This is a genomic window from Streptomyces sp. NPDC033180 (assembly GCF_055577645.1).
The window spans coordinates 57435-80389 of the sequence record NZ_JBVIPU010000022.1; the positions used below are offsets into that span (position 1 = coordinate 57435).

General features: G+C 72.5%; 16 protein-coding genes and 1 pseudogene. 9 read left to right on the top strand and 8 right to left on the bottom strand.

The genetic code is table 11. From position 1 onward, the window contains the following. Nucleotides 1-6 precede the first annotated feature (6 nt). The gene (locus ACZ5WE_RS36435; protein WP_467695675.1) at nt 7-648 is read right to left on the bottom strand and encodes an HD domain-containing protein; all 642 of its coding nucleotides are present in this window, start codon (nt 646-648) and stop codon (nt 7-9) included. Nucleotides 649-815: 167 nt separating this feature from the next. Here ACZ5WE_RS36435 and ACZ5WE_RS36440 point away from each other — a divergent pair, with 167 nt between their 5' ends. After that, nucleotides 816-1487 (top strand): maleylpyruvate isomerase family mycothiol-dependent enzyme, encoded by a 672-nt coding sequence (locus tag ACZ5WE_RS36440; protein ID WP_467695677.1) that lies wholly within the window; start codon nt 816-818, stop codon nt 1485-1487. A gap of 272 nt (nt 1488-1759) precedes the next feature. On the opposite strand, the gene ACZ5WE_RS36445 is transcribed toward ACZ5WE_RS36440, so the two are convergent. Then, a complete protein-coding gene (locus tag ACZ5WE_RS36445; protein ID WP_467695679.1) occupies nt 1760-2752 on the bottom strand; it encodes a hypothetical protein in 993 nt (330 codons plus the stop codon). Nucleotides 2753-2972: 220 nt separating this feature from the next. Here ACZ5WE_RS36445 and ACZ5WE_RS36450 point away from each other — a divergent pair, with 220 nt between their 5' ends. Next, a complete protein-coding gene (locus ACZ5WE_RS36450; RefSeq protein WP_467695681.1) occupies nt 2973-5249 on the top strand; it encodes a heavy metal translocating P-type ATPase in 2277 nt (758 codons plus the stop codon). Between the two features lie 31 nt (nt 5250-5280). On the opposite strand, the gene ACZ5WE_RS36455 is transcribed toward ACZ5WE_RS36450, so the two are convergent. Together ACZ5WE_RS36455 and ACZ5WE_RS36460 are read right to left on the bottom strand one after the other, a co-directional pair. Continuing rightward, on the bottom strand, nt 5281-6240 hold the full coding sequence (locus ACZ5WE_RS36455; protein ID WP_467695683.1) for a hypothetical protein: 960 nt from the start codon (nt 6238-6240) through the stop codon (nt 5281-5283). Nucleotides 6241-6242: 2 nt separating this feature from the next. Continuing rightward, on the bottom strand, nt 6243-6641 hold the full coding sequence (locus ACZ5WE_RS36460) for a hypothetical protein (RefSeq protein ID WP_467695685.1): 399 nt from the start codon (nt 6639-6641) through the stop codon (nt 6243-6245). Nucleotides 6642-6753: 112 nt separating this feature from the next. Between ACZ5WE_RS36460 and ACZ5WE_RS36465 the strand changes: the two genes are divergently transcribed. The 3 genes from ACZ5WE_RS36465 to ACZ5WE_RS36475 all read left to right on the top strand — a co-directional run bounded on the left by ACZ5WE_RS36465 (nt 6754) and on the right by ACZ5WE_RS36475 (nt 11756). Next, entirely contained in the window at nt 6754-10206 is a 3453-nt protein-coding gene (locus ACZ5WE_RS36465) for a CHAT domain-containing protein (RefSeq protein WP_467695686.1), read from the top strand. Between the two features lie 149 nt (nt 10207-10355). Continuing rightward, nucleotides 10356-11045: a copper homeostasis protein CutC gene (locus ACZ5WE_RS36470; protein WP_467695688.1), complete on the top strand. Its 690-nt coding sequence runs from the start codon at nt 10356-10358 to the stop codon at nt 11043-11045. Between the two features lie 99 nt (nt 11046-11144). Beyond that, on the top strand, nt 11145-11756 hold the full coding sequence (locus ACZ5WE_RS36475; RefSeq protein ID WP_467695689.1) for a DUF2165 domain-containing protein: 612 nt from the start codon (nt 11145-11147) through the stop codon (nt 11754-11756). Here ACZ5WE_RS36475 and ACZ5WE_RS36480 read toward each other — a convergent pair. Further along, nucleotides 11753-13885 carry a HelD family protein gene (locus ACZ5WE_RS36480; protein ID WP_467695691.1) on the bottom strand — a complete coding sequence of 711 codons (2133 nt, stop codon included), beginning with the start codon at nt 13883-13885 and terminating at the stop codon, nt 11753-11755. The two genes, ACZ5WE_RS36475 and ACZ5WE_RS36480, sit on opposite strands and share 4 nt — an antisense overlap. Before the next feature lie 319 nt (nt 13886-14204). Here ACZ5WE_RS36480 and ACZ5WE_RS36485 point away from each other — a divergent pair. Continuing rightward, nucleotides 14205-15233 (top strand): annotated as a pseudogene (locus ACZ5WE_RS36485) (glycosyltransferase 87 family protein); the annotation flags it as partial. Here ACZ5WE_RS36485 and ACZ5WE_RS36490 read toward each other — a convergent pair. Both ACZ5WE_RS36490 and ACZ5WE_RS36495 read right to left on the bottom strand, forming a co-directional pair. After that, a complete protein-coding gene (locus tag ACZ5WE_RS36490) occupies nt 15199-16842 on the bottom strand; it encodes a DNA repair helicase XPB (RefSeq protein ID WP_467695693.1) in 1644 nt (547 codons plus the stop codon). The pseudogene ACZ5WE_RS36485 and the gene ACZ5WE_RS36490 overlap by 35 nt on opposite strands. Before the next feature lie 121 nt (nt 16843-16963). After that, entirely contained in the window at nt 16964-19474 is a 2511-nt protein-coding gene (locus tag ACZ5WE_RS36495; protein WP_467695695.1) for a helicase-associated domain-containing protein, read from the bottom strand. 601 nt (nt 19475-20075) lie between these two features. Between ACZ5WE_RS36495 and ACZ5WE_RS36500 the strand changes: the two genes are divergently transcribed. Continuing rightward, complete coding sequence (locus ACZ5WE_RS36500) at nt 20076-21095, top strand: hypothetical protein (protein WP_467695697.1); 1020 nt, start codon at nt 20076-20078, stop codon at nt 21093-21095. Nucleotides 21096-21138: 43 nt separating this feature from the next. Here the strand turns inward: ACZ5WE_RS36500 and ACZ5WE_RS36505 are convergent, their stop codons facing one another. Continuing rightward, nucleotides 21139-21894: a GbsR/MarR family transcriptional regulator gene (locus ACZ5WE_RS36505; RefSeq protein ID WP_467695699.1), complete on the bottom strand. Its 756-nt coding sequence runs from the start codon at nt 21892-21894 to the stop codon at nt 21139-21141. A gap of 223 nt (nt 21895-22117) precedes the next feature. Between ACZ5WE_RS36505 and ACZ5WE_RS36510 the strand changes: the two genes are divergently transcribed. After that, nucleotides 22118-22792, top strand: a complete 675-nt coding sequence (locus tag ACZ5WE_RS36510) for a DUF4097 family beta strand repeat-containing protein (protein WP_467695701.1) — start codon at nt 22118-22120, stop codon at nt 22790-22792. Between the two features lie 26 nt (nt 22793-22818). Continuing rightward, nucleotides 22819-22955, top strand: a 137-nt coding sequence (locus tag ACZ5WE_RS36515; protein WP_467695711.1) for an ATP-binding cassette domain-containing protein, incomplete at its 3' end; no start/stop codon positions are given.

Sequence of the window (22955 nt, forward strand, 5' to 3'; positions counted from 1 at the left end):
GGAGCGTCAGGCGCTGAGCAGCTCCATTTCGGTCGCCAGGTTCGCGCGCGCGGGGCCCTCCCACTCGGCCGCGCCGTAGGGCGTGCGGAACAGCCTCGGCAGGGCGAGGAGCTGGCGGAGTACCGCCGCCCGGCCCGCGCGGAAGTCCTCGTCCGGCACGAAGGCGTACTCCTCGCGGACGGCCGCGGCGTACGCGGCGTAGGCGTCCGGGGCGGCGGCCAGGATCGCCAGGTCGGCGTCGCACAGCGCCTCGCCGTTGTGGTCGCCGTCGGCGGGGTCGTGGGTGACGGTGAGGCGGACGAGGCGGGCCACCTCCGCCGTCGCGGCGGGCGTCAACCCGCCTTCCTGGAGGGCGCGTTCGGCCAGGCGGGCACTGCGCTCCTCGTTCTCGGAGCGGTCCGGCGCGTAGACCGCGTCGTGGAACCACGCCGCGAGCCGCACGAGATCGGGCTCGTCGGCGTGCTCCTCCAGTACGTCGATGTGGTCGAGGACCGCCGTGAGGTGGGCGGTGGTGTGGTACCGCCGCTGCGGCTCGGCCCAGCGTGCGAGCAGGTTGTCCGCGAAGGGCGTGGGGTCGGGGGTTCCTTCGCTCGCGCGGAGCAGGGTCGCGTGCCAGCGGGCGCGGAGGTCCTTGTCGTCGTGGGGCATGGGGCGACTCTAACGCTTGCGCGGCACCATACCCCTGGGGGGTGTATTGGGCGTGCGTGCGCGTACGTGCGTCCGCGTGCATGGGCGTACGAGCACGTACGTGCGTGGCTGCCCCCTTGGCGCCCTTCCCCGTTGCCATGCGCCGCGGCGGACGGTTGGCTTGCGCCATGACTACGACCACGCATGACGAGGCGTACGACCCCGAGCGTCCCGGACGGCTGCTGCGCTCCGAACGCGACGTCCTGATCCCCCTGTTGAGGAACGCCGACGACTCCGCGTACGCGATCAGGACCTGTTGTCCCGGCTGGACGGTGCGGCACGTTCTCGCGCACTGCAGCGCGGCGCTGACGCGCGTCGTCGAGAGCCGTTTCGAGGAGGGTGTGTACAGCCCGGAGAGCAATGAGCGCGATATCGCCGAGCGGGCCGACTGGTCCAACTCCCGCATTGTGGACGAGTTGGAGCGGGGCATGACGGAGGCGGGGGAGGTCATGGTCAAGTTCAAGGGGCGGCTGGACGGTGTCGCGCTGGGGGAGTGGGTGCACGCGGGCGACGTGCGTGAGGCGTGGGGGCTGGCCGGTGCGTATGGCGGGGCGGGGTTGCCCGATGCGCTGACGGTGTTGGGGGAGTACAGCAGGACGACGTCGGCGTTGCCGCTGCACGCGGATGTCGACGGCTTGGACGAGCCGCTCTCCCTGGGAGTGGCCGACGGCAAGCGGCCGCCGGCCCGCTACATCGGTGACGCGCCGACGCTGATCCGCCTGTATACGGGCCGTCCGCTTGCGGGGACGCGGTATGAGTTGGCGGGCGCGAGGGAATCGGAGCTGCCGATCTTCGACTGAGCCGGCCGGCGGATTCCCTCCCGGGGGCGGGGCGGGGCGGGGTGGGCCCGGCCGTGTGCACCTGCGGGTGGGTTGTGGCTTGTCGCGCAGTTCCCCGCGCCCCTGGGGGGTGGGTCCGGTCGTGTGCACCTGCGGGTGGGGTGTGGTTGCTCGCGCAGTTCCTCGCGCCCCTTCGGGGGTGCCCCGGCAGGGGCGCGGGGAACTGCGCGACAAGCCACGGCGGGCCCGCAGGCGACAGAGCTCCGCAGCCCGCAGCCCGCAGCCCGCAGGGCTCAGTGCGTGTGGCCCGAGTCCTCCGACTCGGCACTCTCCCCACCGGCGGAGCCGGCCCCTACCGTGAACGCCGCCGTCCGCACCTTCCCCTCGTGCTTGAAGTCCAGGAACAGTCGATAAGCGCCCGCGCTGGGAGCCGTCGCCGAGAAGGAGACCCCGGGGCCCGGCTCCGTCCTGCCGTCGCCCGGTTCGCCGGTGGGGTGCACGTGGAGGTACGCGAGGTCGCCGGAGCGCAGGGCGACCAGGTGGCCGTACGAGCCGAGGTAGGGCTGGAGGTCGGTGACCGGCCTGCCGTTCTTCTCCACGTTCAGGGTCACGTCGGCCGCCTTCCCGGGCTTCAACTCGCCCTGGAGAGTGACCTCGTAGCCATCGACCGACGCCCGAGCGTCGGGCTCGGGCAGCGCCTTCGGGGCGTACGCCCCCGCCACCGCGAGGTCCGCGCCCAGCGTCAGCCCCTCCTTCGCACCCACGGGCTTGAAGTCGGCGAAGACGCGGTAACCGCCCGCCTCCGAAAGCTCGACCGGCGTCGACCACGTGCCGTCCGCCGCGCGGGTCGGGTGCAGGTGGCGGTAGGTGGTCAGGTCGTGTGAGGCGACGATGAGGTGCAGCTCCTTGCCGTGCTCCTTCTCGTACGCCGTCACGTTCTCACCCCGCCCGTCCTTGCCGGAGCCGCCCGCGCCGTCCTTGCCGGCGCCCTCCTTCACCACCGTGAACCGCAGCTCCTCGCGCTTCTCCGCCTCGATGCGGGAGCTCTGCAGGTCGAGGGTGTAGCCGCGCTCGGAGATCCGCAGGCCGCCGGGGACGGTCTCCGCGGGCCCCGCGGCGGCTTCCCCGCCGCCTGGCTTCTCCTTCTCGCCCGTGTGCCCGCCGTGCTCGCTCGCGGGCTTCTTCTCCGCGGTCACGGGGTCGATGCCCTGGCCCACGCCGTACGCGGTGCCGAAGGTCGCGGCCACGGCGGCGGCAAAGGCGGTGATCTTCATTCCGGTGTTCATGACGGCTCCCGAGAGGCGGATGAAGCGGGTGGAGCGGGTGGAGCGAGCCCGGGTGGCGGCTCCCCATGCATTCGACGATACCCCCTGGGGGTACTAAGTCAAGCCGGGCCCGCCTCTTGCGTTCAGTACCCCCCAGGGGTATATATGGATCTCGTCAGGAGGTACCCGCCCCGGGTACCTCGCCGCCCAAAGCCCGCCCCGCCACAAGGAGCCCGCAGACATGTCCACCACACCCGGCACCCCCGAGGTGGCCTCCACCGCCGAAGTAGAGCTCGCCATCGGTGGCATGACCTGCGCCTCGTGCGCCGCCCGGATCGAGAAGAAGCTCAACCGCATGGACGGCGTCGAGGCGACCGTCAACTACGCCACCGAGAAGGCCAAGGTCAGCTACCGCGGCCAGGACGTCGCCGTACAGGACCTGATTGCCACCGTCGAGGCCACCGGCTACACCGCCAAGGAGCCCGCCCCGGCCCGCACCGAGGCGGCCCCCGCCGACGAGCGGGAAGCGGCGGACGAAGAACTGCGGCCCCTGCGCGAGCGGTTGATCACCGCCGTCCTGCTCTCCCTGCCCGTCGTCGCCATGGCGATGGTCCCTGCCCTGCAGTTCGAGTACTGGCAGTGGCTGTCCCTGACCCTGGCGGCGCCGGTCGTGACGTACGCGGCCTGGCCCTTCCACAAGGCCGCGTACACGAACGCGCGGCACGGTGCGGCGACGATGGACACGCTGATCTCGGTCGGCACGTCGGTCGCGTTCGTCTGGTCGCTGTGGGCACTGTTCTTCGGGACGGCCGGTACGCCGGGCATGACGCACCCCTTCGAGCTGACCATCTCCCGCACGGACGGCGCCGGGAACATCTACCTGGAGGCCGCGGCGGGCGTCACCGCCTTCATCCTGGCCGGCCGGTACTTCGAGGCCCGCTCCAAGCGCAAGGCGGGGGCGGCCCTGAAAGCGCTGCTCCAACTGGGGGCCAAGGACGTCACGGTCCTGCGGGACGGCGGGGGTGAAGAGACCATCCCTGTGAGCGACTTGAGGGTCGGCGACCGTTTCCTCGCTCGTCCCGGCGAGAAGATCGCCACCGACGGCAAGGTCGTCGAGGGCGCCTCCGCCGTCGACGCCGCCATGCTCACCGGTGAGTCCGTGCCGGTCGAGGTGGCGACAGGAGACGCGGTCACCGGAGCCACGCTGAACGTGGGCGGGCGGCTCGTCGTCGAGGCCACCCGTGTCGGCGCCGACACCCAACTCGCCCGCATGGCCAAGCTCGTCGAGGACGCGCAGAACGGCAAGGCGGCGGCCCAGCGCCTCGCCGACAGGATCTCGGCGGTCTTCGTGCCGGTCGTCATCGCCCTGGCCGTCGCCACCCTCGGCTTCTGGCTCGGCAACGGCTCAGGGCTCACGGCCGCCTTCACCGCGGCGGTCGCCGTACTGATCATCGCCTGCCCCTGCGCCCTGGGGCTCGCGACGCCGACCGCCCTCATGGTCGGCACCGGACGCGGCGCCCAGCTCGGCATCCTGATCAAGGGCCCGGAGGTCCTGGAGAGCACCCGCAAGGTCGACACGATCGTCCTGGACAAGACCGGCACCGTCACCACCGGCAAGATGACCCTGCTCGCCACGCATGTCGCGCAGGGCACGACCGAGGCCGAAGTCCTGCGCCTGGCAGGGGCGTTGGAGCACTCCTCGGAGCACCCCATCGCCCAGGCCGTCGCCACGGGAGCGGCCGAGCGGGTGGGCGCGCTGCCCACCCCCGAGGACTTCGCGAACGTGGCGGGTCTCGGCGTCCAGGGCATCGTCGAGGGCCGTGCGGTCCTGGTCGGCCGCGAGGCGCTGCTCAAGGAGTGGGCGATCGGACTCCCCGTGGACCTTGAGCGGGCGAAGGGGGAGGCCGAGGCGGCGGGACGTACGGCCATCGCGGTCGCCTGGGACGGCGAGGCGCGCGCGGTCCTCGAGGTGGCCGACGCGGTGAAGGACACGAGCCCGGAAGCGATCCGCCGCCTCCGTGCCCTCGGCCTCACTCCCATCCTCCTGACCGGCGACAACAAGGCGGTCGCGGCTTCGGTGGCCGCCGAGGTGGGCATCGCGCCCGGTGACGTCATCGCCGAGGTCATGCCGCAGGACAAGGTCGACGTGGTCAAGCGCCTGCAGGCGGAGGGCCGGAGCGTGGCGATGGTCGGCGACGGTGTGAACGACGCGGCGGCGCTCGCCCAGGCAGACCTGGGCCTGGCGATGGGCACGGGCACGGACGCCGCGATCGAGGCGGGCGACCTCACCCTCGTACGAGGAGACCTGCGCGCGGCGGCGGACGCCATCCGCCTCTCCCGACGCACGCTGGGCACGATCAAGTCGAACCTGTTCTGGGCCTTCGCCTACAACGTGGGCGCGCTGCCGCTGGCGGCGGCCGGCCTCCTGAACCCGATGATCGCGGGCGCCGCGATGGCGTTCTCCTCGGTCTTCGTGGTCGGCAACTCGCTGCGGCTGCGCGGTTTCAAGGCGGCGTAGTCGTACGCCGCCGCCTCTGGCCCCCGGAGCCTCATGGCCCCGGGGGCCCTTCGGCCTGCGCCCCGAGAGGGCCACGCGTGCGGAGCCGCCGGCTGAGGGCGTCACCCAGCGAGGTGTCCACGGGGCCGGTGTGGTCGATGCCGAGTTGTATGGCCAGGTCGGTGGCGTGGAGGCGGGCGGCGGCTTCAAGGAGTTGGGCGTAGGCGTCGACGCTGCTGCGGATACGGGAGCTTGCCGTCAGGGCGATCGCGGCCGCGATCGGCGCGGCGGGCCACCACCACACGGTCAGGGGGGCGTACAGCAGGGCCCAGCCGCCCAACGTCGTGGCGCGGGTGAGGGCCTGCTCGGCGGCGCTGATCTCCGCGCGGGTGGGCTCGGGCAGCGTGAGCCACAGATGCGGCCACAGGACCGGCAGGTCCAGGTGGTGGTCACGCTCCAGGCGTACGGAGACGGCGTGCACGCGGTCGCCGCTCCAGGTGGGCCGGTCCGGTTCCTCGGCGCCGATGCGCCCCAGCGCGTGCCGCGCGGCACGACGCGGCGCGGGATCGGCCCGTTGCCCCAGGAGGGCCAAGGAGTGTGCGTCGGCGTCGAGTTGCCGCCGGTAACGCTGCGCGGCGGCGGCCCAGCGCTCCCGGCGCCGTACGACACGTGCATGCGCCCACTGCCGAAGCGGACGCGGCCAGGCCTGCCAGTCGGCGGCCAGCACCGCGCGCTGGACCGCCGCCCCAAGACCCTGGGCGGCAAGGCCGGCCGTGGCGGCGGCGGCGAGTACCGCGCCGAGCAGCACGACCTGGCCGCCGACGCTGGAAGCGACGGGCGCCTGGGCCCACTGGCCGATCCGGTCGACGAGGCGCTGATGGTCCAGGGCGTGGGCCTGGCCGAGGGCACGGGCCGCGGTGGCCGTGGCCAGCAGGAGCGCACCGGGCAGGACCAGCAGCGCGAGCCAGCGCTCGGCGAGCTTCTGCCCCAGCGCGCCGAGGAACCCGCCCACCACTACAGCCTTTCCCCGCGCAGGGGTTGGCCGCTGACGCGGCAGCGGGGCGCCTCGGGGCCGTCGGGCCAGGCGTGCCGGGAGCACTGGCGCGTCGGGCAGAGCAGCACCCACTCGTCGGGGCTCGCGGGGTCGGCCCCGAGCGGGGTCATGCCGCGCGTGCTCCCGTACACGCCCATGGCGTCGCCCGCGGCGAGCAGGGCCTCGTGGAGGGCGTCCAGCGGCCCCGTGGGATCGGCCCCGGCGCGCAGGGCCGCCACCAGGCGGGCCAGCGGTGCCGCACCCTCGGTTCCGTATGCCTCCAGGTTCGTACGGATCCGCTCCAGTCGGCCGCACACATGGGCGACCGCCTCACGCACCCTCGTGTCGACCGCGTCGATGCCGCCGCGCTGCTCGGTCACTCCGCACCCCCCGTTCGCACTGACTCGGCCATGCTGTCCGAAGCCGGCTCATCCGGGCAACCGGCGGCCTACGCTGCCTGACTGACGAACCGTCAATCACATGGGGGCGTGAATGGACAGGCGTGGTGAGCTGCTGGCAGCGGTCAGGAGACGACTGGACCGGGTGGCCGCCCAGCAGGACCCGTCCCCGGTCCTTGATCCTGCCGCGCTGGCCGAGGCGCGCGGTCTGGCGGCGCACATCGCCAGTGGCGAGAGCGACCTGGAGGCCGAGCACGCCCTGGGCTGGCTGCACCACTTCCGCTCGCTGGGAGTCACCGAGGCGCAGGCGGTACAAGAATGGAAGGACGCGCTCCACTTCCTCCGGGGTTCCTTCGTCATGGGGGTGGGGCCCTTCCCGGAGCCGCTGCTCGAACCCCTTGCCAGGCGGGCGATCCCCGATGCGGTGGAGCTGCTCAAGCGCATGGTGAGCAGCACGGATGATCCGGCACTCCCGACCCACGCCGTGAACCTTGCGACACGGATCACGCGCCACCTGCCCGACGACCATCCGCAGTACGCCTCTTCGCATGCCCTCCTCTGCTGGATCCTGGACATACGTTTCCAGCGCGGCGGAGACCTCAAGGACGCGGACGGGGCGGTGGAGGCGGGCCGTATCGCCGTCCGGGCCATGCCTGACGGCCACCCGCAGCGTCCGGGCGCCCTGTCCCACCTCTGCGGCGCCCTGGTGAACCGCTTCCATCGCATCGGGGAATCCGGGGACGCGGACGAGGCGGTGGAAGCGGGCCGCGCCTCCGTCCGGGCCACCCGCGACGGCGACGCCGGCCGGGCAGAGCATCTGACCCATCTCGGCGCCGCCCTGCGGTTGCGGTTCACGCGAACCGGCGATCCGCGGGATGCGGATGAGTCGGTGGGGGTGAGCCGCACCGCAGTCCAGGCCGCCCCCGAGGACGATCCCCGCCAGGCCGTGTTCCTGACCAATCTCGGCGTCGCCCTGCAATCGCGGTTGCAGCGCACCGGGGACCTCAGGGACCTGGGCGAGGCGGTGGCGGCGCATCGCGCCGCCGTCCAGGCCGAACCGAGGCAGGCAGGCTTCCTGTCCAACCTCTGCGTCATCCTGCTGGACCACTTCAAGCGCACCGGTGACCTGAAGGATGTGGACGAGGCGGTGGAGGCCGGCCGCGCCGCCCTCCGGATCACCCCCGACGGTCACCCCGACCGGGGCGTGCGGCTGGCCGCCCTCAGCGCCGCCCTGCGGTTCCGGTTCCAGGGCACCGGGATGCTGGCGGATGTGGACGAGGCGATCGAGGCCGGCCGCGCCGCCGCCCTGGCCACCCCCGACGGCCACCGGGAACGCGCCGTACGCCTGGTGAACCTCGGTGCCTGCCTGCGGATGCGCTTCGACCGCGGCAGGGGCCCGGGGGACGTGGACGAGGCGGTGGAGGCGGGCCGCGCCGCCCTCCGCGTCACCCCCGACGACCACCCGCAACGTGTGGCCTACCTGGCCGAGTTCGCCGCCGCCTTGCAGCTTCGCTTCGAGCACGGAGGAGATCTCGGAGATCTGCACGAGGCGGTGGAGGCCGGCCGCGCCGCCCTCCGGATCACCCCCGGCGACCACCCCCAGGCCATGCCTCTGATCAACCTCTGCATCGCCTCACGGATGCGGTTCGAGCGCACCGGCGACCTCAAGGACGCGGACGAGGCCGTGGAAGCGGGCCGCGCCGCCGCCCGCGCCATCCCCGAGGACCACCCCAACCGCACCGGCATCCTGATCAACCTCGCGAGCGTCCTGCGGCTGCGGTTCGAGCGCACCGGAGTGCCGGACGACCTGATCGAAGAGCAGTCCGCGTGGGAGCGGGCGGCCGAGGTCAAGGCCGCTCCGCCGTGGTTGCGGGTGCGTGCGGCGCGCGGGGCGGCCCGCCTGGCCGCCTCCTCGGACCCCGGCCGGGCGGCCGAGTTCCTGGAGCGGGCCGTGCTGCTGCTGCCCAAGGCGGCACCGCGTCGGCTGCGGCGAAGTGATCAGCAGCACGCCCTTGGCGCCGATGCCTTCGATCTCGCCGCCGACGCCACCGCCCTCGCCCTGGCCGACACCAGCGGCAGCCCGTCGGAACGGGCCATGCGGGCGCTGCGCCTGGCCGAGGCCGGACGCGCCGTACTTCTGTCCCAGGCGCTGGCCACGCGGACCGATCTGACCGAGCTGCGCCACCGGCATCCTGACCTCGCCGAGCGCCTCTCGGAGCTCCGTGAACTCCTGGACCGGGACGCCGCCGTCACCAGCGCCACCACCGGCCAGGCCGCCGGCGCCGACCACGAACGCCACCACCTGGCCGAGGAGTTGGAGGAGTTGCTGGGCCGGATCCGGGCCTGCCAGGGGTTCGCCTCCTTCGGCCTGCCGCCCGCCCCCGAAGACCTCCTGGCCGAAGCGGCCCACGGCCCCGTGGTGACGTTCAACATCAGCCACTACCGCAGTGACGCGCTGCTCCTCACCAGGCACGGCGTCACCTCCTGCCCGCTGCCCCGGCTCGGCCAGGAAGCCCTCGTCGAGCAGGTCAGCACCTTCCACGAGGCGCTGGAGGAGGCGACAGCACCCGAGGGGGACCGTATCGCCGCCCAACAGACCATGCGCCGGACCCTGGAGTGGCTCTGGGAGGCCGCCGCCGAGCCGGCCCTCACCGCCCTGGCGGCCCTGGGAGAGGCGCTCCCCTCGGCCGAGGACGGTCAGCCCCTGCCCCGGGTGTGGTGGGCACCCGGCGGCCTTCTCGGCATGCTGCCCCTGCACGCGGCGGGCTTCCACGCCGACTCCGCGCCCGGCCCGCACCGCCGCACCGTCCTGGACCGGGTGATCTCCTCCTACACCCCGACCGTCCGCGCCCTGCGCCACGCCCGTCGGCCCCGGCGCCACGCCGGGCCCACCGAGGACTCCACGTCCCTGATCGTCGCCATGCCGACGACACCCGGCCTCGGCGCCCTGGACCACGTACCCGAAGAAGCCCGCCGGATCCGGGCCCTGCTTCCACGCCCGGTCCGGCTCACGGCGCCAGGACCCGCCCCCGACGGCATCGCCGCCCCGCCGGGCGTGGACACCCCGACCGCGGCCGCCGTACTCGCCCGGCTCCCGGAGTGCGCCATCGCCCACTTCGCCTGCCACGGCTTCACGGATCCCGCCGACCCCTCCCGGAGCCGACTGCTCCTGCACGACCACGCCACGACGCCGCTGACCGTCTCCGCGCTCGCCCAGGTCGACCTCGACCGCGCGCGGCTGGCCTACCTCTCCGCCTGCGACACCGCGGCCCTCGGCAGTCCCGACCTGCTCGACGAGTCCATCCACCTCACCAGCGCCTGCCAACTCGCCGGATTCCCCCACGTGATCGGGACCCTCTGGCCGATCAACGACCGCCTGGCCGTGGACGTCGCCGAAGCCTTCTACACGCACCTGGCCACCGGCCCGTCCGGAACACTCGACCCCGACCGCTCCGCCACAGCCCTGCACCACACCATCCGGGCGCTGCGCGACCGGTTCCCGGCGACCCCCTCCCTGTGGGCGGCCTACCTTCACGCGGGCAGGTAACTGATGGCGGGCAACTGAACCCCCGCCAAGATCGACGTGTACATGTCTTTACGATCACCCCGGCACGCATGGGTCGCGCCGGGGTGATCTGCGCGTAGGCTGGGTAATTGGACTAGACCTGTGTGCCCCGGACCCGAAGGAAGACATCCATGAGCAAGCGTGCAGTCCTGGAGGTGATCGCCCTCGACGCCGAGGACGCCGTCGCCGCCCAGGCCGGAGGCGCGGACCGCCTCGAACTGGTCGCCGACATGGCCGCGGACGGCCTGACGCCGTCCCGCGAGACCTTTGCCGAGATCCGCGCCGCCGTGGACATCTCCCTGCGCGTGATGCTGCGCCTCGCGGACGGATTCGCCGCGGGCGACGTCGACACTCTCGTACGCAGCGCGCGCGAGCTCAGGAGCGCGGGCGCCGACGAGTTCGTCCTCGGCTTCCTCGACGAGACGGGCGGCCCCGACCTGGCCGCGGTGGAGACCGTGGTGGGCGCGCTCGACGGCTGCCGCTGGACCTTCCACCGGGCCATCGACCGGACCTTTGACCGCGACGCCCTGCGCAAGCAGCTCGCGGACCTGCCCGGCCTCGACACCTACCTCACCGCGGGCGCGGCGAGCGGCGTGGACGACGGCCTGCCCACGCTGCTCGCCGAGGCGGCACGGTCCGGTGAGCAGGGCTACGAGCAGCAGATCCTGGTGGGCGGCGGCCTCCGCCTCGACCACCTGCCGCGCCTCAGGGCGGCAGGCGTCGACGCGTTCCACATCGGCGGCGCCTCGCGTCCCGACGGGTGGTCGGCGCCGGTCTCCGCCGCCGCCGTCGCCCGGTGGCGGGCAGCGGTGGACGCCTGATCACTGTCCGGTCCGGACGCCCGATCGTTCCGCGCGCGGGAGGCCTGATCATTGTCCGCGCGGGACGCGATACAACTGGACGGACAAGGAGGGGACTTCATGCCGACACCAGTAGACAAGACGCGTCCCGCAGATCAGACACGTCCAGCGGACCGGACACGTCCCGCCGAGCGGATACTCGCGGCCGGGGCGCTGCCCGTCGCCGCGACGCTGCTCACCGGGACCATGGCGCTCTACATCACACTCGTCGCGTTCGGGAACATCACCGACTTCGACACCAACCAGCAGTTCGTACGCCATGTCCTGGCGATGGACACCACCTTCAAGGACGACGACCTGATGTGGCGCGCGGTGGGCTCCACCGCGCTGCAGGACGCCGCGTACATCGGGATCATCGTCTGGGAGTCCGTCGCCGCGCTGATCCTGCTCACGGCGACGGTCCTGTGGGCCGGGGCCCTGCGCCGCCCCCAGGGACTGCGCCGAGCCAGACGGACGGGCACGATCGGCCTGTTGATGATCCTCGTGCTGTTCGGGGCGGGCTTCATCGGGATCGGCGGCGAATGGTTCGCCATGTGGCAGTCGGAGGACTGGAACGGCCTGGACGCCGCCACGCGGATCGTGACGCTCACGGGCATCGTGCTCGTCGTCGCGCACCTGCCGTCCACCGGCGCCCCGGCGGACGGTCCAGGCGACCGCAAGGGGCTCGCCTAGGCGGCGAGCTGCTCCGGCAGCCCGGCGGCGTGCACGACGGTGAGGCCCGAGACAGCACGGGTCAGGGCGACGTACAGCCGCCGCAGGCCGGTCCGCTCGTCGGGCTCGCCGTCGACGACGGCGGCGGGCTCGTCGAGGACCACGTAGTCGTACTCGAGCCCCTTGGCCAGCGAGGCGGGCACGAGCGTGAGCCGGGTGTCGGGGGTGGTCTCCTCGCCGGGCGAGAGGTACGTCATCCCGGCGGCGCCGAGTGCTTCGGCGAGCGCGGGGACGCGGGCGTCGGCGGCGATGAGCCCGATGGAACCCTCCTGCCGCAGCGACTCGACGCAGGCTTCGAGGGAAGCGGCGTCGAGATCCGCCACGCGCCGCACCACGAGCGAACCCGCCGACTCACGCACCGACTTCACCTCGGCGAGGCCGGGCGCGATGGAGGGCAGCAGCCGGGAGGCGTACGCGATGACCTCCCTGGGCACGCGGAACCCGGCGGTGAGCTCCTCCACCACGGCATCCCCCTTCCCCAGATGCTCCAGGGCCTGCTCCCAACTCCGGGTGGCCCAGGGGGTGGTGCCCTGGGCGAGGTCGCCGAGGACGGTGGCGGAACCGGTGGTGCAACGGCGTCCGACGGCGCGGTACTGCATGGGGGACAGGTCCTGCGCCTCATCGAGGACCACATGCCCGAGCGAGTGGGTCCGAGCGACGAGATCGCTCGCCTCGTCGATCAACACCGCATCGGCGGCAGACCACTTGGCTGCCTTGAGGCTCCGCGCGGGCTTCGCCCAGAGGATCAGCTTCTGCTCGTCGTGATCGAGAATCCCCTCGGCGTGTACGGCAAGGAATTCGGCGTCGGAGAGCAGCCTCAGGACGAGCTTGGCGGGGTCGACGGGCGGCCACACGGCCTTGACGGCTGCTTTCACCGCGGGGTTACGGGCGACGGCGTCCTGCACGCGGTCATCGGGGGCTTCGCCGGACTGCTCCATGCGTACCAGCACGGAGTGCGCGATGCGCTGGGGCAGGGCATCTCGGGCAGCCCCGTACCGAATGTCGCGGGCGAGCAACTCCCCGACGAGTTCTTCCAGTTCATAGGCGGGGATGCGCCAGCGCCGGGACCCGCGCACCACGACGACGGGCTCATCCGGCATGCTCACATGCGACCGCAGGGCCTTCCGCAGAACCTCGGCCATGCGGGCATCGCCCTTGATGACGGCAGCGGCGGCGTCATCCGCCCCCCGCACCTCCACATGGGCGACGAGATCATCGACGGTGGCCTGCTTGACCTCCAACTCGCCCAGAGCAGGCAGGACTTGCTCGATGTAATGCAGGAAGGACTTGTTGGGTCCGATGACCAGGGTGCCGGTCCTGGCGAGCCGGTCGCGGTGGGCGTAGAGAAGGTAGGCGACGCGGTGCAGCCCGACAGCGGTCTTCCCGGTGCCGGGTCCGCCCTGGACGCACACGGACCCGCCGAGATCACTGCGCACGATCTCGTCCTGCTCCGGCTGGATGGTGGCGACGATGTCGCGCATGGGACCCACGCGAGGCCGCTCGATCTCCTGCTGGAGCAGCTTGCTGGTCTGCTCGGCCTCGTCGGCGTCACTGAGGTGCTCGTCCTCGTACGCGGTGAGGTCGCCGCCGGTGTATCCGAACCGCCGCCGCAGGGCGATGTCCATCGGCGCCTTCTTGGAGGCGCGGTAGAAGGGCTGCGAGACGGGGGCACGCCAGTCGATGACCATGGGGTCGCCATCGGCGTCGTGGACGTGCCGCCGCCCGATGTAGAACTGCTCGCCCTCGGCGCCCTCCGCCTGCTCGGCGCCGGGCGCGTGGAAGTAGTCGAGCCGCCCGAAGAAGAGGGGGGTGTGGGAAAGGTCGGCGAGGGACTTGATCCGCTCGTCGATCTGGCTCTGCAGCACGGCGGCGTTGACCCAGTTCGCGGTGACGTCGCGGATGTCGAGCGCCTCGGCGTCCTCGCGCATGGCTCTCAGGGCCGAGCGGGACGCGGCGAGGTGGTTCCGCTCTCGGGAGAGTGGGTCGGGGTGGGCGTGCACGGTTGCCTCCGGCAGGGGGTGCGGGGTCTGGGGCCGGCCGGTTGCCGTCCGGTCGGCGGCGGGCGCGAGGCACGCGGGCAGACCGGGCATCTTATGCCCCGCCCTGAGGCGCGGCCACTCATTTTCCCCGCCGGCGGGGGGCGTTGCCGAACGGGCCTCTCCCGCCCACCCGCCCGATTGCCCCGCATTCGACCCTGGGCGAACAGGCCTTTCCCGCCCACCCCGCCTGCCCCGCAGGCACGGCATCACCCGGACCGCCCCCGACGTCCACTAGGGTCGCGCCGTGCAGGAACCCTCTGTCGTAGTCCAGTCACCGTACGTAAAGGCCCAGGGGCCCGCCCCCGCAGTCGTCCTACTCGGTGGTTCTCTCCTCGCCCTCGCCGTTCTCTGCCTCGCCCAACGCATCCCCATGGCCGACACCCTCGTCTACCGAGCGGAAGGCGCCGCTGTCGTCAGTGGGAGCGATCTCTACGCGTTCACCGTCACCGAGTGGGAGCTTCCGGCCACCTATCCGCCGTTCGCCGCCCTCCTCTTCGTACCCACCACCTGGCTCCCCCTCCCCGCCCTCAAGCTCACCTTCATCGCGGGGAACGTCGTCCTCCTCGCCCTGCTCATCCATCTCTCCTGCCGGCTCGCCCAGCTCCCCACCCGCATCGCCCCCCTCCTGGCAGGCACCGCCCTCGCCCTCTGGCTCGAACCCGTCTTTCAGACCATCGTCTTCGGGCAGATCAATCTCGCCCTCGGCTGTCTGATCCTCTGGGATCTCACCCGCCCTCCCGGGGCACCCGGCAAGGGCCTCGCGGTCGGGATCGCCGCCGGGATCAAGCTCACCCCGGCGATCTTCATCGCGTACCTCTTCCTCCGCGGACGCGGGCGCGTACGCGAAGGGCTCACCGCCACCGGCGCCCTCATCGGCACCGTCGTGCTCGGCGCGGCGACCCTCCCCGCCGCCAGCCTCGACTTCTGGACCCATCGCATCTTCGAGACCGGCCGCGTCGGCAAGGCATGGATCGTCGACAACCAGTCGGTGCAAGGCCTCCTCGCCAGAGCCACGCACGACCCGCACCCCGGCCTCCTGTGGGCCGTCCCCGCCGCCCTCATCGCCGTCATCGGCCTGTGGCTGGCCGCCCGCGCCCCCAGCGAAGCCCGCGGCGTGCTCCTCACCGCCACCGCCGCGCTCCTCGTCTCGCCCATCAGCTGGTCCCACCACTGGATCTGGTGCGTACCGCTCCTGGTCCTGCTCATGGCGGAGGGCCGCCCCCGCCTGACCGCGGCGGTGGCGACCCTCTTCACGGCCCGCACCCTGTGGCTGGTCCCGCACCAGGGCGACCTGGACCTGCAACTCCCGCACTGGCAACAGCCGTTCGCGTCGCCCTATCCCCTGCTGGCCGCGGCCCTGCTCCTCAGCTGTCGGCCAGCAGCTCGTCCGCGTCCACGATCCGGTACGCGTAACCCTGCTCCGCGAGGAACCGCTGCCGATGCGCCGCGAAGTCCTGGTCGATGGTGTCCCGAGCCACGACGGAGTAGAAGCGGGCCTCATGACCGTCGGCCTTCGGACGCAGCACACGACCGAGCCGCTGCGCCTCCTCCTGCCGGGAGCCGAACGTTCCCGACACCTGGATCGCGACCGTAGCCTCCGGCAGGTCGATCGAGAAGTTCGCGACCTTCGAGACGACGAGGACGGAGATCTCGCCCTCCCGGAACGCGCCGAACAGCTTCTCGCGCTGCGTGTTCGTCGTCTCGCCCTTGATGACCGGCGCGTCCAGGTGCTCGCCCAGCTCATCCAGCTGGTCGATGTACTGGCCGATGACCAGGGTCTGCTCCCCGGCGTGCTTCCGCACCAGCGCCTCCGTCACCTTCCGCTTCGTGGCGGTGGTGGCGCAGAAGCGGTACTTCTCCTCGGCCTCGGCCGTCGCGTACGCGAGGCGCTCCGAGTCCGTCAGATTGACCCGCACCTCGACACAGTCCGCGGGCGCGATGTACCCCTGCGCCTCGATCTCCTTCCACGGAGCGTCGAACCGCTTGGGGCCGATGAGGGAGAAGACGTCGGACTCCCGCCCGTCCTCCCGCACCAGCGTGGCCGTCAGGCCGAGCCGCCGCCTGGCCTGGAGGTCGGCGGTGAACTTGAAGACGGGGGCGGGCAGCAGGTGCACCTCGTCGTAGATGACCAGGCCCCAGTCCCTGGAGTCGAAGAGTTCGAGGTGCGGGTAGACGCCCTTACGCTTCGTCGTCAGGACCTGGTACGTCGCGATGGTGACCGGGCGGATCTCCTTGCGGGTCCCGCTGTACTCACCGATCTCCTCCTCGGTCAGCGAGGTCCGCTTGATCAGCTCGTGCTTCCACTGCCGCGCGGAGACCGTGTTGGTCACCAGGATCAGCGTCGTCGCCTTGGCCTCGGCCATGGCACCGGCCCCGACCAGCGTCTTGCCCGCGCCACAGGGCAGTACGACCACACCACTGCCGCCGTGCCAGAACCCCTCGACGGCCTGCTTCTGATACGGCCGCAGCGCCCAGCCGTCCTCCGCGAGGTCGATACGGTGCGCCTCGCCGTCGACGTACCCGGCGAGGTCCTCGGCGGGCCAGCCCAGCTTCAGGAGGGTCTGCTTGATCTGGCCGCGCTCGGACTGATGCACGGCGACGGTGTCCGCGTCGAGGCGCTCACCGACGAGCGGCTGCACCTTCTTGGAGCGCAGGATCTCTTCCAGGACCGGCCGGTCGGTGGTGGTCAGGACCAGGCCGTGCGTGGGGTGCTTGGAGAGGGTGAGGCGGCCGTAGCGCGCCATCGTCTCGGCGATGTCCACGAGCAGCGCGTGCGGCACGGGATAGCGGGAGAACTCCACCAGCGCGTCCACGACCTGCTCGGCGTCGTGCCCCGCGGCACGGGCGTTCCACAGCCCGAGCGGCGTCACGCGGTAGGTGTGGATGTGCTCGGGAGCACGCTCCAGCTCCGCGAAGGGCGCGATGACACGGCGGCAGGCCTCGGCCTGCTCGTGGTCGACCTCGAGCAGGAGAGTCTTGTCCGACTGGACGATCAGGGGACCATTCACGCGCGCACCCTTTCGGTAAGCCAAACGTCCAGTGTGCCGCATGGCGCGCGCATACGGTCCGGCTCGCGAGCCCGCCTATGTCACAGGCCCGGTCCGGTGTCGCAGGTCCGGTCCGGCCACCTCAGTCGTCCGCCAGCTCCGCGACCCCCGTGACCCGGTGCAAGGGGTACGTCTTCACCTCGTCCGCCGTGTGGTCGTACGCCGTGACGAAGCCGCCCTCCACCCGGATCGGGGCGATCACGCGCTGGCTCGCGGAGCCCTCGGCGTTGACATAGCCGATCCATACCGCCTCGCCGGTCAGGACCGCGGCCTGCATCGTGGCGAGGGTCTCCGCAGCCGTGGTGCGGGGCAGCGCGTCGCCCTTCTCCGGGGTCGCCTTGCGGGGCGCGGTCGATGCCAGGTCGCCGGCGCGGATGGCGCGTACGGCCGCGCCGATCAGGGTGCTGTCGGGCAGCGGCGGGCCGTCGTGGACCGGCTCGGGCGCGGTGCGGGGCGGCGAGCGGTGGGCGTGCGCCCGCGTGATCAGTACGTCGCCCTCGGCGCTCTCCGCGGCGGGCGCGAAGCCCATCCCCCGCAGGCCTTCGAGGAGCGATCCGGGATCGGCCTGCGCGGCGAGCACGGTGGGCGCGAGGCGGCGCAGGCGCAGGGCCTGGGAGCGCTTGTCGGCGAGGATCTCGTTCAGCAACGCCTCGTCGTCGCAGCGCACGTACGCGGACGCGGCGCCGATGCGCAGGTGGCCGTGTTTACGGGCCACGTCGTCGATGAGGTAGGCGAGCGGCTGCGGCACCGGGGTGCGCGAGTGCGCGGCCAGAAAGGCGTGCAGGTCGGACGCGGCCTTGCCCGCGTCGAGCGCGCGGCGCACGGAGCCGGGCGTGAAGCGGTACACCGTCGCCCCGCCCTTCGACTCGACGTCGGCGAGCACGGAGAGCGTCTCGGCAAGGGGGCGCTCCAGCGGGCCGGGGGCCACCGCCGTGAGGTCGGCCTGCAGCAGGACGTGGTCGAGCGGTTCGGGGAGCAGGGGGGCGATGAGTCTGGCGGCTCGGGCGCCGGATGCGGCGAGTTCGGCGGAGGAGGGGTGGGGGGCCGCCGATCCCCCGGAACCCTCGTCGCTCTGTGATCCGAGCAGCGCCCGTCCGTGCGCGGACAGCGCCCCGCGTCCCGTGATGCCCAGCAACTCCGCCTCGTTCAGCGTCCATTGGGCGATGCGGGCGCGCAGCTCCAGGGGTGCGGCGCCGCGGGGGGAGGAGCCGGACGATGTGCTGCCGCGCGGCGGGCGCTCCCAGCGCAGGCGGGCCAGCATCGACTCGGGCGTCGGGCTTGCGCCGTCCGGCAGGGTGGTGAGGAGCGTGAGCACCCGGCGGCGGATCTCCGGCGCCGACGAGCGGTCCAGATGCGGGCCGAGCGCCGACAGCGTGCGGTCCTTGCCGTCACGGCCGCCGATCAGGCCCGCCGTGCGCGTCGCCGTCAGCCAGGCCGTGGCGAGGAGCGACCAGCGCTCGGCGGCGGGCAGCTCCTGCCAGTCGTCGTACGCGGGCGTCGCCGCGTACCGCTCGTCCGTGTCGCCGTCCGACGCCACGAGGCCCGCCGCGTAGGCCAGTTCGACCCAGAACGCCGCCACCGGCTCCGGCACGTCGAGGGCCACCGCCGTCCGCTTCAGGTCGCGCACGCTGAGACCGCCCGCGCGGAGCACGGTGGGGCCGCCCTCGTCCCAGTCCTTCAAGAGCTCCTCGACCGTGTCGAGTGCCATGTACGCCTGGCTCGCCGCCGCCGCGTCCACAGCCTGTGGACGGTGTTCGCGCAACGGCTCGACGGCGGGCGGCGCAGGTTCGAGCACCCGGTGGGCGCGGCCGGCGCGCAGGTGCAGGGCCGCCTCGCGGGGGAGTACGACGGTGCCCGGCGCGGTCGGGAGCAGGAGCCCCCGGTCGAGGAGCCAGCGCAGGTGGCGGGCCGGATCGGCGGTGACCTGGCCGTACGGCGGGCCCCAGACGAGCCGCGAGAGCACTTCGACCGACTCGGCGGGGGCTTCGTCGAGAAGCGCGGACATGCGCGTGCGGTCCGCGAAGAGCTCGGTGAGCGACTTGACCGCCGATACCGCGTCGTGGGTGGAGGGGAGCCCGGCCGCCGCCACGATGTCCTGCATACGGTTCGGCGACATGCCCGCGGTGGCCTCCGCGACGGTGGGGCCGAGGCCGGTGGGGGAGGGGTACTGCGGGGCCGGGGCGAGGAGTTCGCGTGCGGTGCGGACCAGGCGGAGGCGGTCGTCGGAGCCCCAGACGAGGGCCTGCTCGCGGAGGGTGGCGAGGGCGCTGGCCAGCGCCGCTTCGGCGACGCCGCTTCCCTCGTCTCCGGCCACCAGGGCGTGCAGTTCTTCGTACGCAGCGGGCTCGGGAGCCACGGCGAGTGCCTCGGCGACCTGCTGGGCGAACCGGTCGAGCCGCTCCAGGGCGCGGACCACGGAGGCGCGGGTGGCCGCGCGGGTGGCGAGCTGGGTGAGGTCGTTCGGGACCGGCGTGAGCAGATCGGGCCGGGCGTGGAGCAGCGCGCCGAGGGACGCGTCGTCACGGGAGCGGAGTGCCTCGGCGAGGGACCGGGGGCTGTCCGCTGGGCGCTGGGGCTGCTCGTCGGTGCTCATCGGGCTCACGGTAGCGGGTCGGGTTGCGGTGTCGCTCCGTCTGAGGGCGCGGGGGCGCGTGGGTTGCTGCGGGGCCGCGCCGGTATGTCCGTCCTCGCTTTCGTCCGGTGGCTGCGGGGTTGCCGCGGCTCCGGAGTCGGTTCGCTGCCGGCTGCGGGGCGTCGTGGGTTGCTGCCGGGGCTGGTGCGTGTGTGGGTGCGGGGCCGCGCCGGTATGTCCGTCCTCGCTATCGTCCGGTGGGCGCGGGGTTGCTTCGGCTCCGGAGTGCCGCGAGCCGTGCTCCGGGCGGACATACCGGCACGTCCCCTCCCGAGCGCTGCCGACTGCGGCTGTTCACTGGTCGCTGCGGGGCAATCGGGCGGGTGGGCGGGGAGGTCTGTTCGTCCAGGATCGGATGCGGGGTGATCGGGCGGGCGGGTGGGAAGGCTCGTTCGTCCAGGGGAGGCTGCGGGGCAATCGGGCGGGTGGGTGGGGAAGGCCTGTTCGTACAGGGACGGATGCAGGGCCCACAGCTAGGGCGCCCACGCCAGAAAGCGGTACCGTCGAAAACCACCGGGCACAACGGGCGGCCCGCCAACGCAGCCGCCCCGGAGGGGACTTCGTGGGGATCGAGAGCGACCAGCTCATCTACGACTATCTGAGCCGCGTCGGCGACCTGGCCCAGCAGCACCAGCTGCCGTCAGGCACCCGTATGCGCCTGGTATCCGACCTGCGGAACCAGATCGACCGGACCCGGGCGAAGACCGCGGTCGACAGCCCGGCCGCGATACGCCGCATCCTGGACCGCCTGGGCACCCCCGAGGAGCTCGTCGAAGCCGCGGGCTCCGGTGACGCACCGAAGAGCGCCGAGCCCCGCCCCGCCGTCCCCACCCAGCGCACAGCGGAACCGGGGGAACGCCCCAAGCCCAAGCGTCTGCGCCGCGTGGTCCCCCGCCCCCGCCCCGCGGCGGAGGAACCGGAGCCGCCCCGGGAGGACCTGCCGTCCCCGCCGCACCTCGCGGGCACGGACGAGCTCGGCGCGAGCGGCTCCGAGCCCGACTGGTGGCGCGTGGACAGCAGTCCCTTCGGCCTCGCCGACAGCGTGCCGGGCTTCACCGGCGGCGTGGAGATCCCGGAGATCCTCAAGCCCCCGCCGAAGAAGCGCCTCGAAGAGGAAGCGGACGAGGAAGCGGACGAGGATCTCGACGAAGAGGGCGAAGACGTCGAAGAGGACGAGCCCGCCCCGCGGCGCCGCCTCCGTCTCCGCCGCCCCGCCACCGCGGCCCTCGCCCCCGCCCCGCCCCGCTTCACCAACCCCCTCCTGCTGCTCGCCGCGGCCCTCCTCACCGTCGGCGCCATCCTCGGCAACTGGCTTGCCCTGGGCGGCGGCTGGCTCCTCGCCTACGCCTCGCGCAGGCTCAGCCGCGCCGAGGCGAAGTGGGCCGTCCTCGGCCTGCCGGGGCTCTCCGTGGCCGCCGGGATCACCTGGCTGTGGGGCAGGAACGAAGGCCGCTGGGGCGACCCCGTCCGCGACGGCCACATGAGCGACGCGATGGCCGAGACCTGGCCGTGGGTGGTACGCGGCGCGGCCGTCGCCTCCGCGCTCTACCTGCTGTGGAGGTCGCAGCGGCAACGCCCGTGAAACGCCCGTGAGTCGCGACGCGGAAACGTCCTGACGGGGCTGCCTAGCCGCGATCCGAACCTGACTCCGCGGAGCCGTCCGGAGCCGTATCGGGCTTCGCGTGGAGGACCTCGCGGGCCTGGTCCGCGGCGCGGGCGATGCTCTCGCTGACGAAGTCGAGGAAGCGGGCGATGTTCTCCAGGCGGGTGGCGGCCGGCGTACCGGGGCCGAGTACCCCGACGCCCTGCCGTGCGGTCTCCACGACGTGGGCGGTGGAGCGGGCGCTGGCCATCATGGACTGGTACCAGACGTCGTCGTCGACGACGTAGCGCTCGCGGCGACGTGCGTCGCGTTCCCGGCGGATGAGGCCCTGGCCGTCGAGGTACGTGATCGCCTTGGAGACGGACGCCGGGCTGACCTGGAGACGCTGGACGAGTTCGGACGCGGTGAGGCTGCCCGAGTCGGTGGTGCAGAGGCAGGCATGCACCCGGGCCATCATCTTGGGCATTCCCGACTGCATGAAGACGGTGGTGAGCGTCTCCTCGTACTCGCGCACGGCCTCGGCGTCGCGTCCGTGTTCCTGCGGGGCCGCATCGGGCTCCCGGGGCGCGGTCTGCCTGCGGCGGTGGGTGCGGCGTTCGGTGGCGCGGTGGGCGAGGTCGGCGCGGTAGGCGGTGGGGCCGCCGTTCCGCATCACCTCACGCGTGATCGTCGAGGTCGGACGGTCGAGGCTTCTGGCGATCTCCGCATAGGCAAGGCCGTCGGCCAGCCCCAGCGCGATCTGCTGACGTTCCTGCTGAGTGAGCCTGCCGCCCGGCATCGCGATCTCCTTCGTAACTCCTCGGATGCCCCCACCATAGCGTTCACTCCCAAGCTATTGCAACGAATGCAGGGTCGCCGTTGCGTTACTTTCAGAAGTGTTGCAACGAATAGTTAGCTCTGACCTGCAGTTAGCTATTCTGAATGCAACGAGTGTGTTGCCAGGGCGGTGAACGCAACGTAGCTTTTCCCATGTCAGAAACAACGACCTGAAGGAGAGCACGATGCGGAACTTCGACACCCCCACCCCGATCTCCACCGTCCTCGACATCCCCGCGGGGCATATCCGGTTCATCGCCGCCGACCGCGCCGACACCGCGGTCGAGGTCCGGCCCCTGGACGCCTCGAAGGGCCGCGACGTGACGGCGGCGGAGCAGACCACGGTCGAGTACGTCGAAGGTGTCCTGCGGATCGAGGCCGCCCCGGCGAAGAACCGGATCCTCGGCAGCGGCTCCGGATCAGTGGAGGTGACCGTCCAGCTGCCCGCAGGCTCCCGCGTCGAGGTGAAGGCCGCGGCCGCGGACCTCAGGGGGGTCGGACGGCTCGGCGACGTGGTCTTCGAGGGCGCGCAGGGCGCAGTCAAGATCGACGAGACCGCGAGCGCCCGCCTCGCCCTCCAGGCCGGTGACATCACGGTCGGCCGCCTGGGCGGCCCCGCGGAGATCCGTACGCAGAAGGGCGACCTCCACATCGCCGAGGCCGTGCGCGGCACCGTCACCCTGCGGACCGAGTCCGGCGAGATCTCGGTCGGCGCCGCCCGCGGAGTCTCCGCCTCCCTGGACGCCGGCACCTCCTACGGCCGGATCCACAACACGCTCCAGAACGCCGACGGCGCCGACGCCGGCCTGACCATCCACGCGACCACCGCCTACGGCGACATCACCGCCCGCAGCATCTGACCCGCAGACCCCGAGGAGCACCCACCATGACCCACCTGGCCATCGCGGCGAACGGGCTGCGCAAGTCCTACGGCGACAAGACCGTCCTCAACAGCATCGATCTCACCGTCCCAGCAGGGTCCGTCTTCGCGCTGCTCGGGCCGAACGGCGCGGGCAAGACCAC

Bases quoted from the DNA above. Each gene is read 5' to 3' on its own strand.
- ACZ5WE_RS36435 (WP_467695675.1), bottom strand. From the start codon at position 648: ATGCCCCACGACGACAAGGACCTCCGCGCCCGCTGGCACGCGACCCTG.
- ACZ5WE_RS36440 (WP_467695677.1), top strand. From the start codon at position 816: ATGACTACGACCACGCATGACGAGGCGTACGACCCCGAGCGTCCCGGA.
- ACZ5WE_RS36445 (WP_467695679.1), bottom strand. From the start codon at position 2,752: ATGAACACCGGAATGAAGATCACCGCCTTTGCCGCCGCCGTGGCCGCG.
- ACZ5WE_RS36450 (WP_467695681.1), top strand. From the start codon at position 2,973: ATGTCCACCACACCCGGCACCCCCGAGGTGGCCTCCACCGCCGAAGTA.
- ACZ5WE_RS36465 (WP_467695686.1), top strand. From the start codon at position 6,754: ATGGACAGGCGTGGTGAGCTGCTGGCAGCGGTCAGGAGACGACTGGAC.
- ACZ5WE_RS36470 (WP_467695688.1), top strand. From the start codon at position 10,356: ATGAGCAAGCGTGCAGTCCTGGAGGTGATCGCCCTCGACGCCGAGGAC.
- ACZ5WE_RS36475 (WP_467695689.1), top strand. From the start codon at position 11,145: ATGCCGACACCAGTAGACAAGACGCGTCCCGCAGATCAGACACGTCCA.
- ACZ5WE_RS36480 (WP_467695691.1), bottom strand. From the start codon at position 13,885: ATGCCCGGTCTGCCCGCGTGCCTCGCGCCCGCCGCCGACCGGACGGCA.
- ACZ5WE_RS36495 (WP_467695695.1), bottom strand. From the start codon at position 19,474: ATGAGCACCGACGAGCAGCCCCAGCGCCCAGCGGACAGCCCCCGGTCC.
- ACZ5WE_RS36505 (WP_467695699.1), bottom strand. From the start codon at position 21,894: ATGCCGGGCGGCAGGCTCACTCAGCAGGAACGTCAGCAGATCGCGCTG.
- ACZ5WE_RS36510 (WP_467695701.1), top strand. From the start codon at position 22,118: ATGCGGAACTTCGACACCCCCACCCCGATCTCCACCGTCCTCGACATC.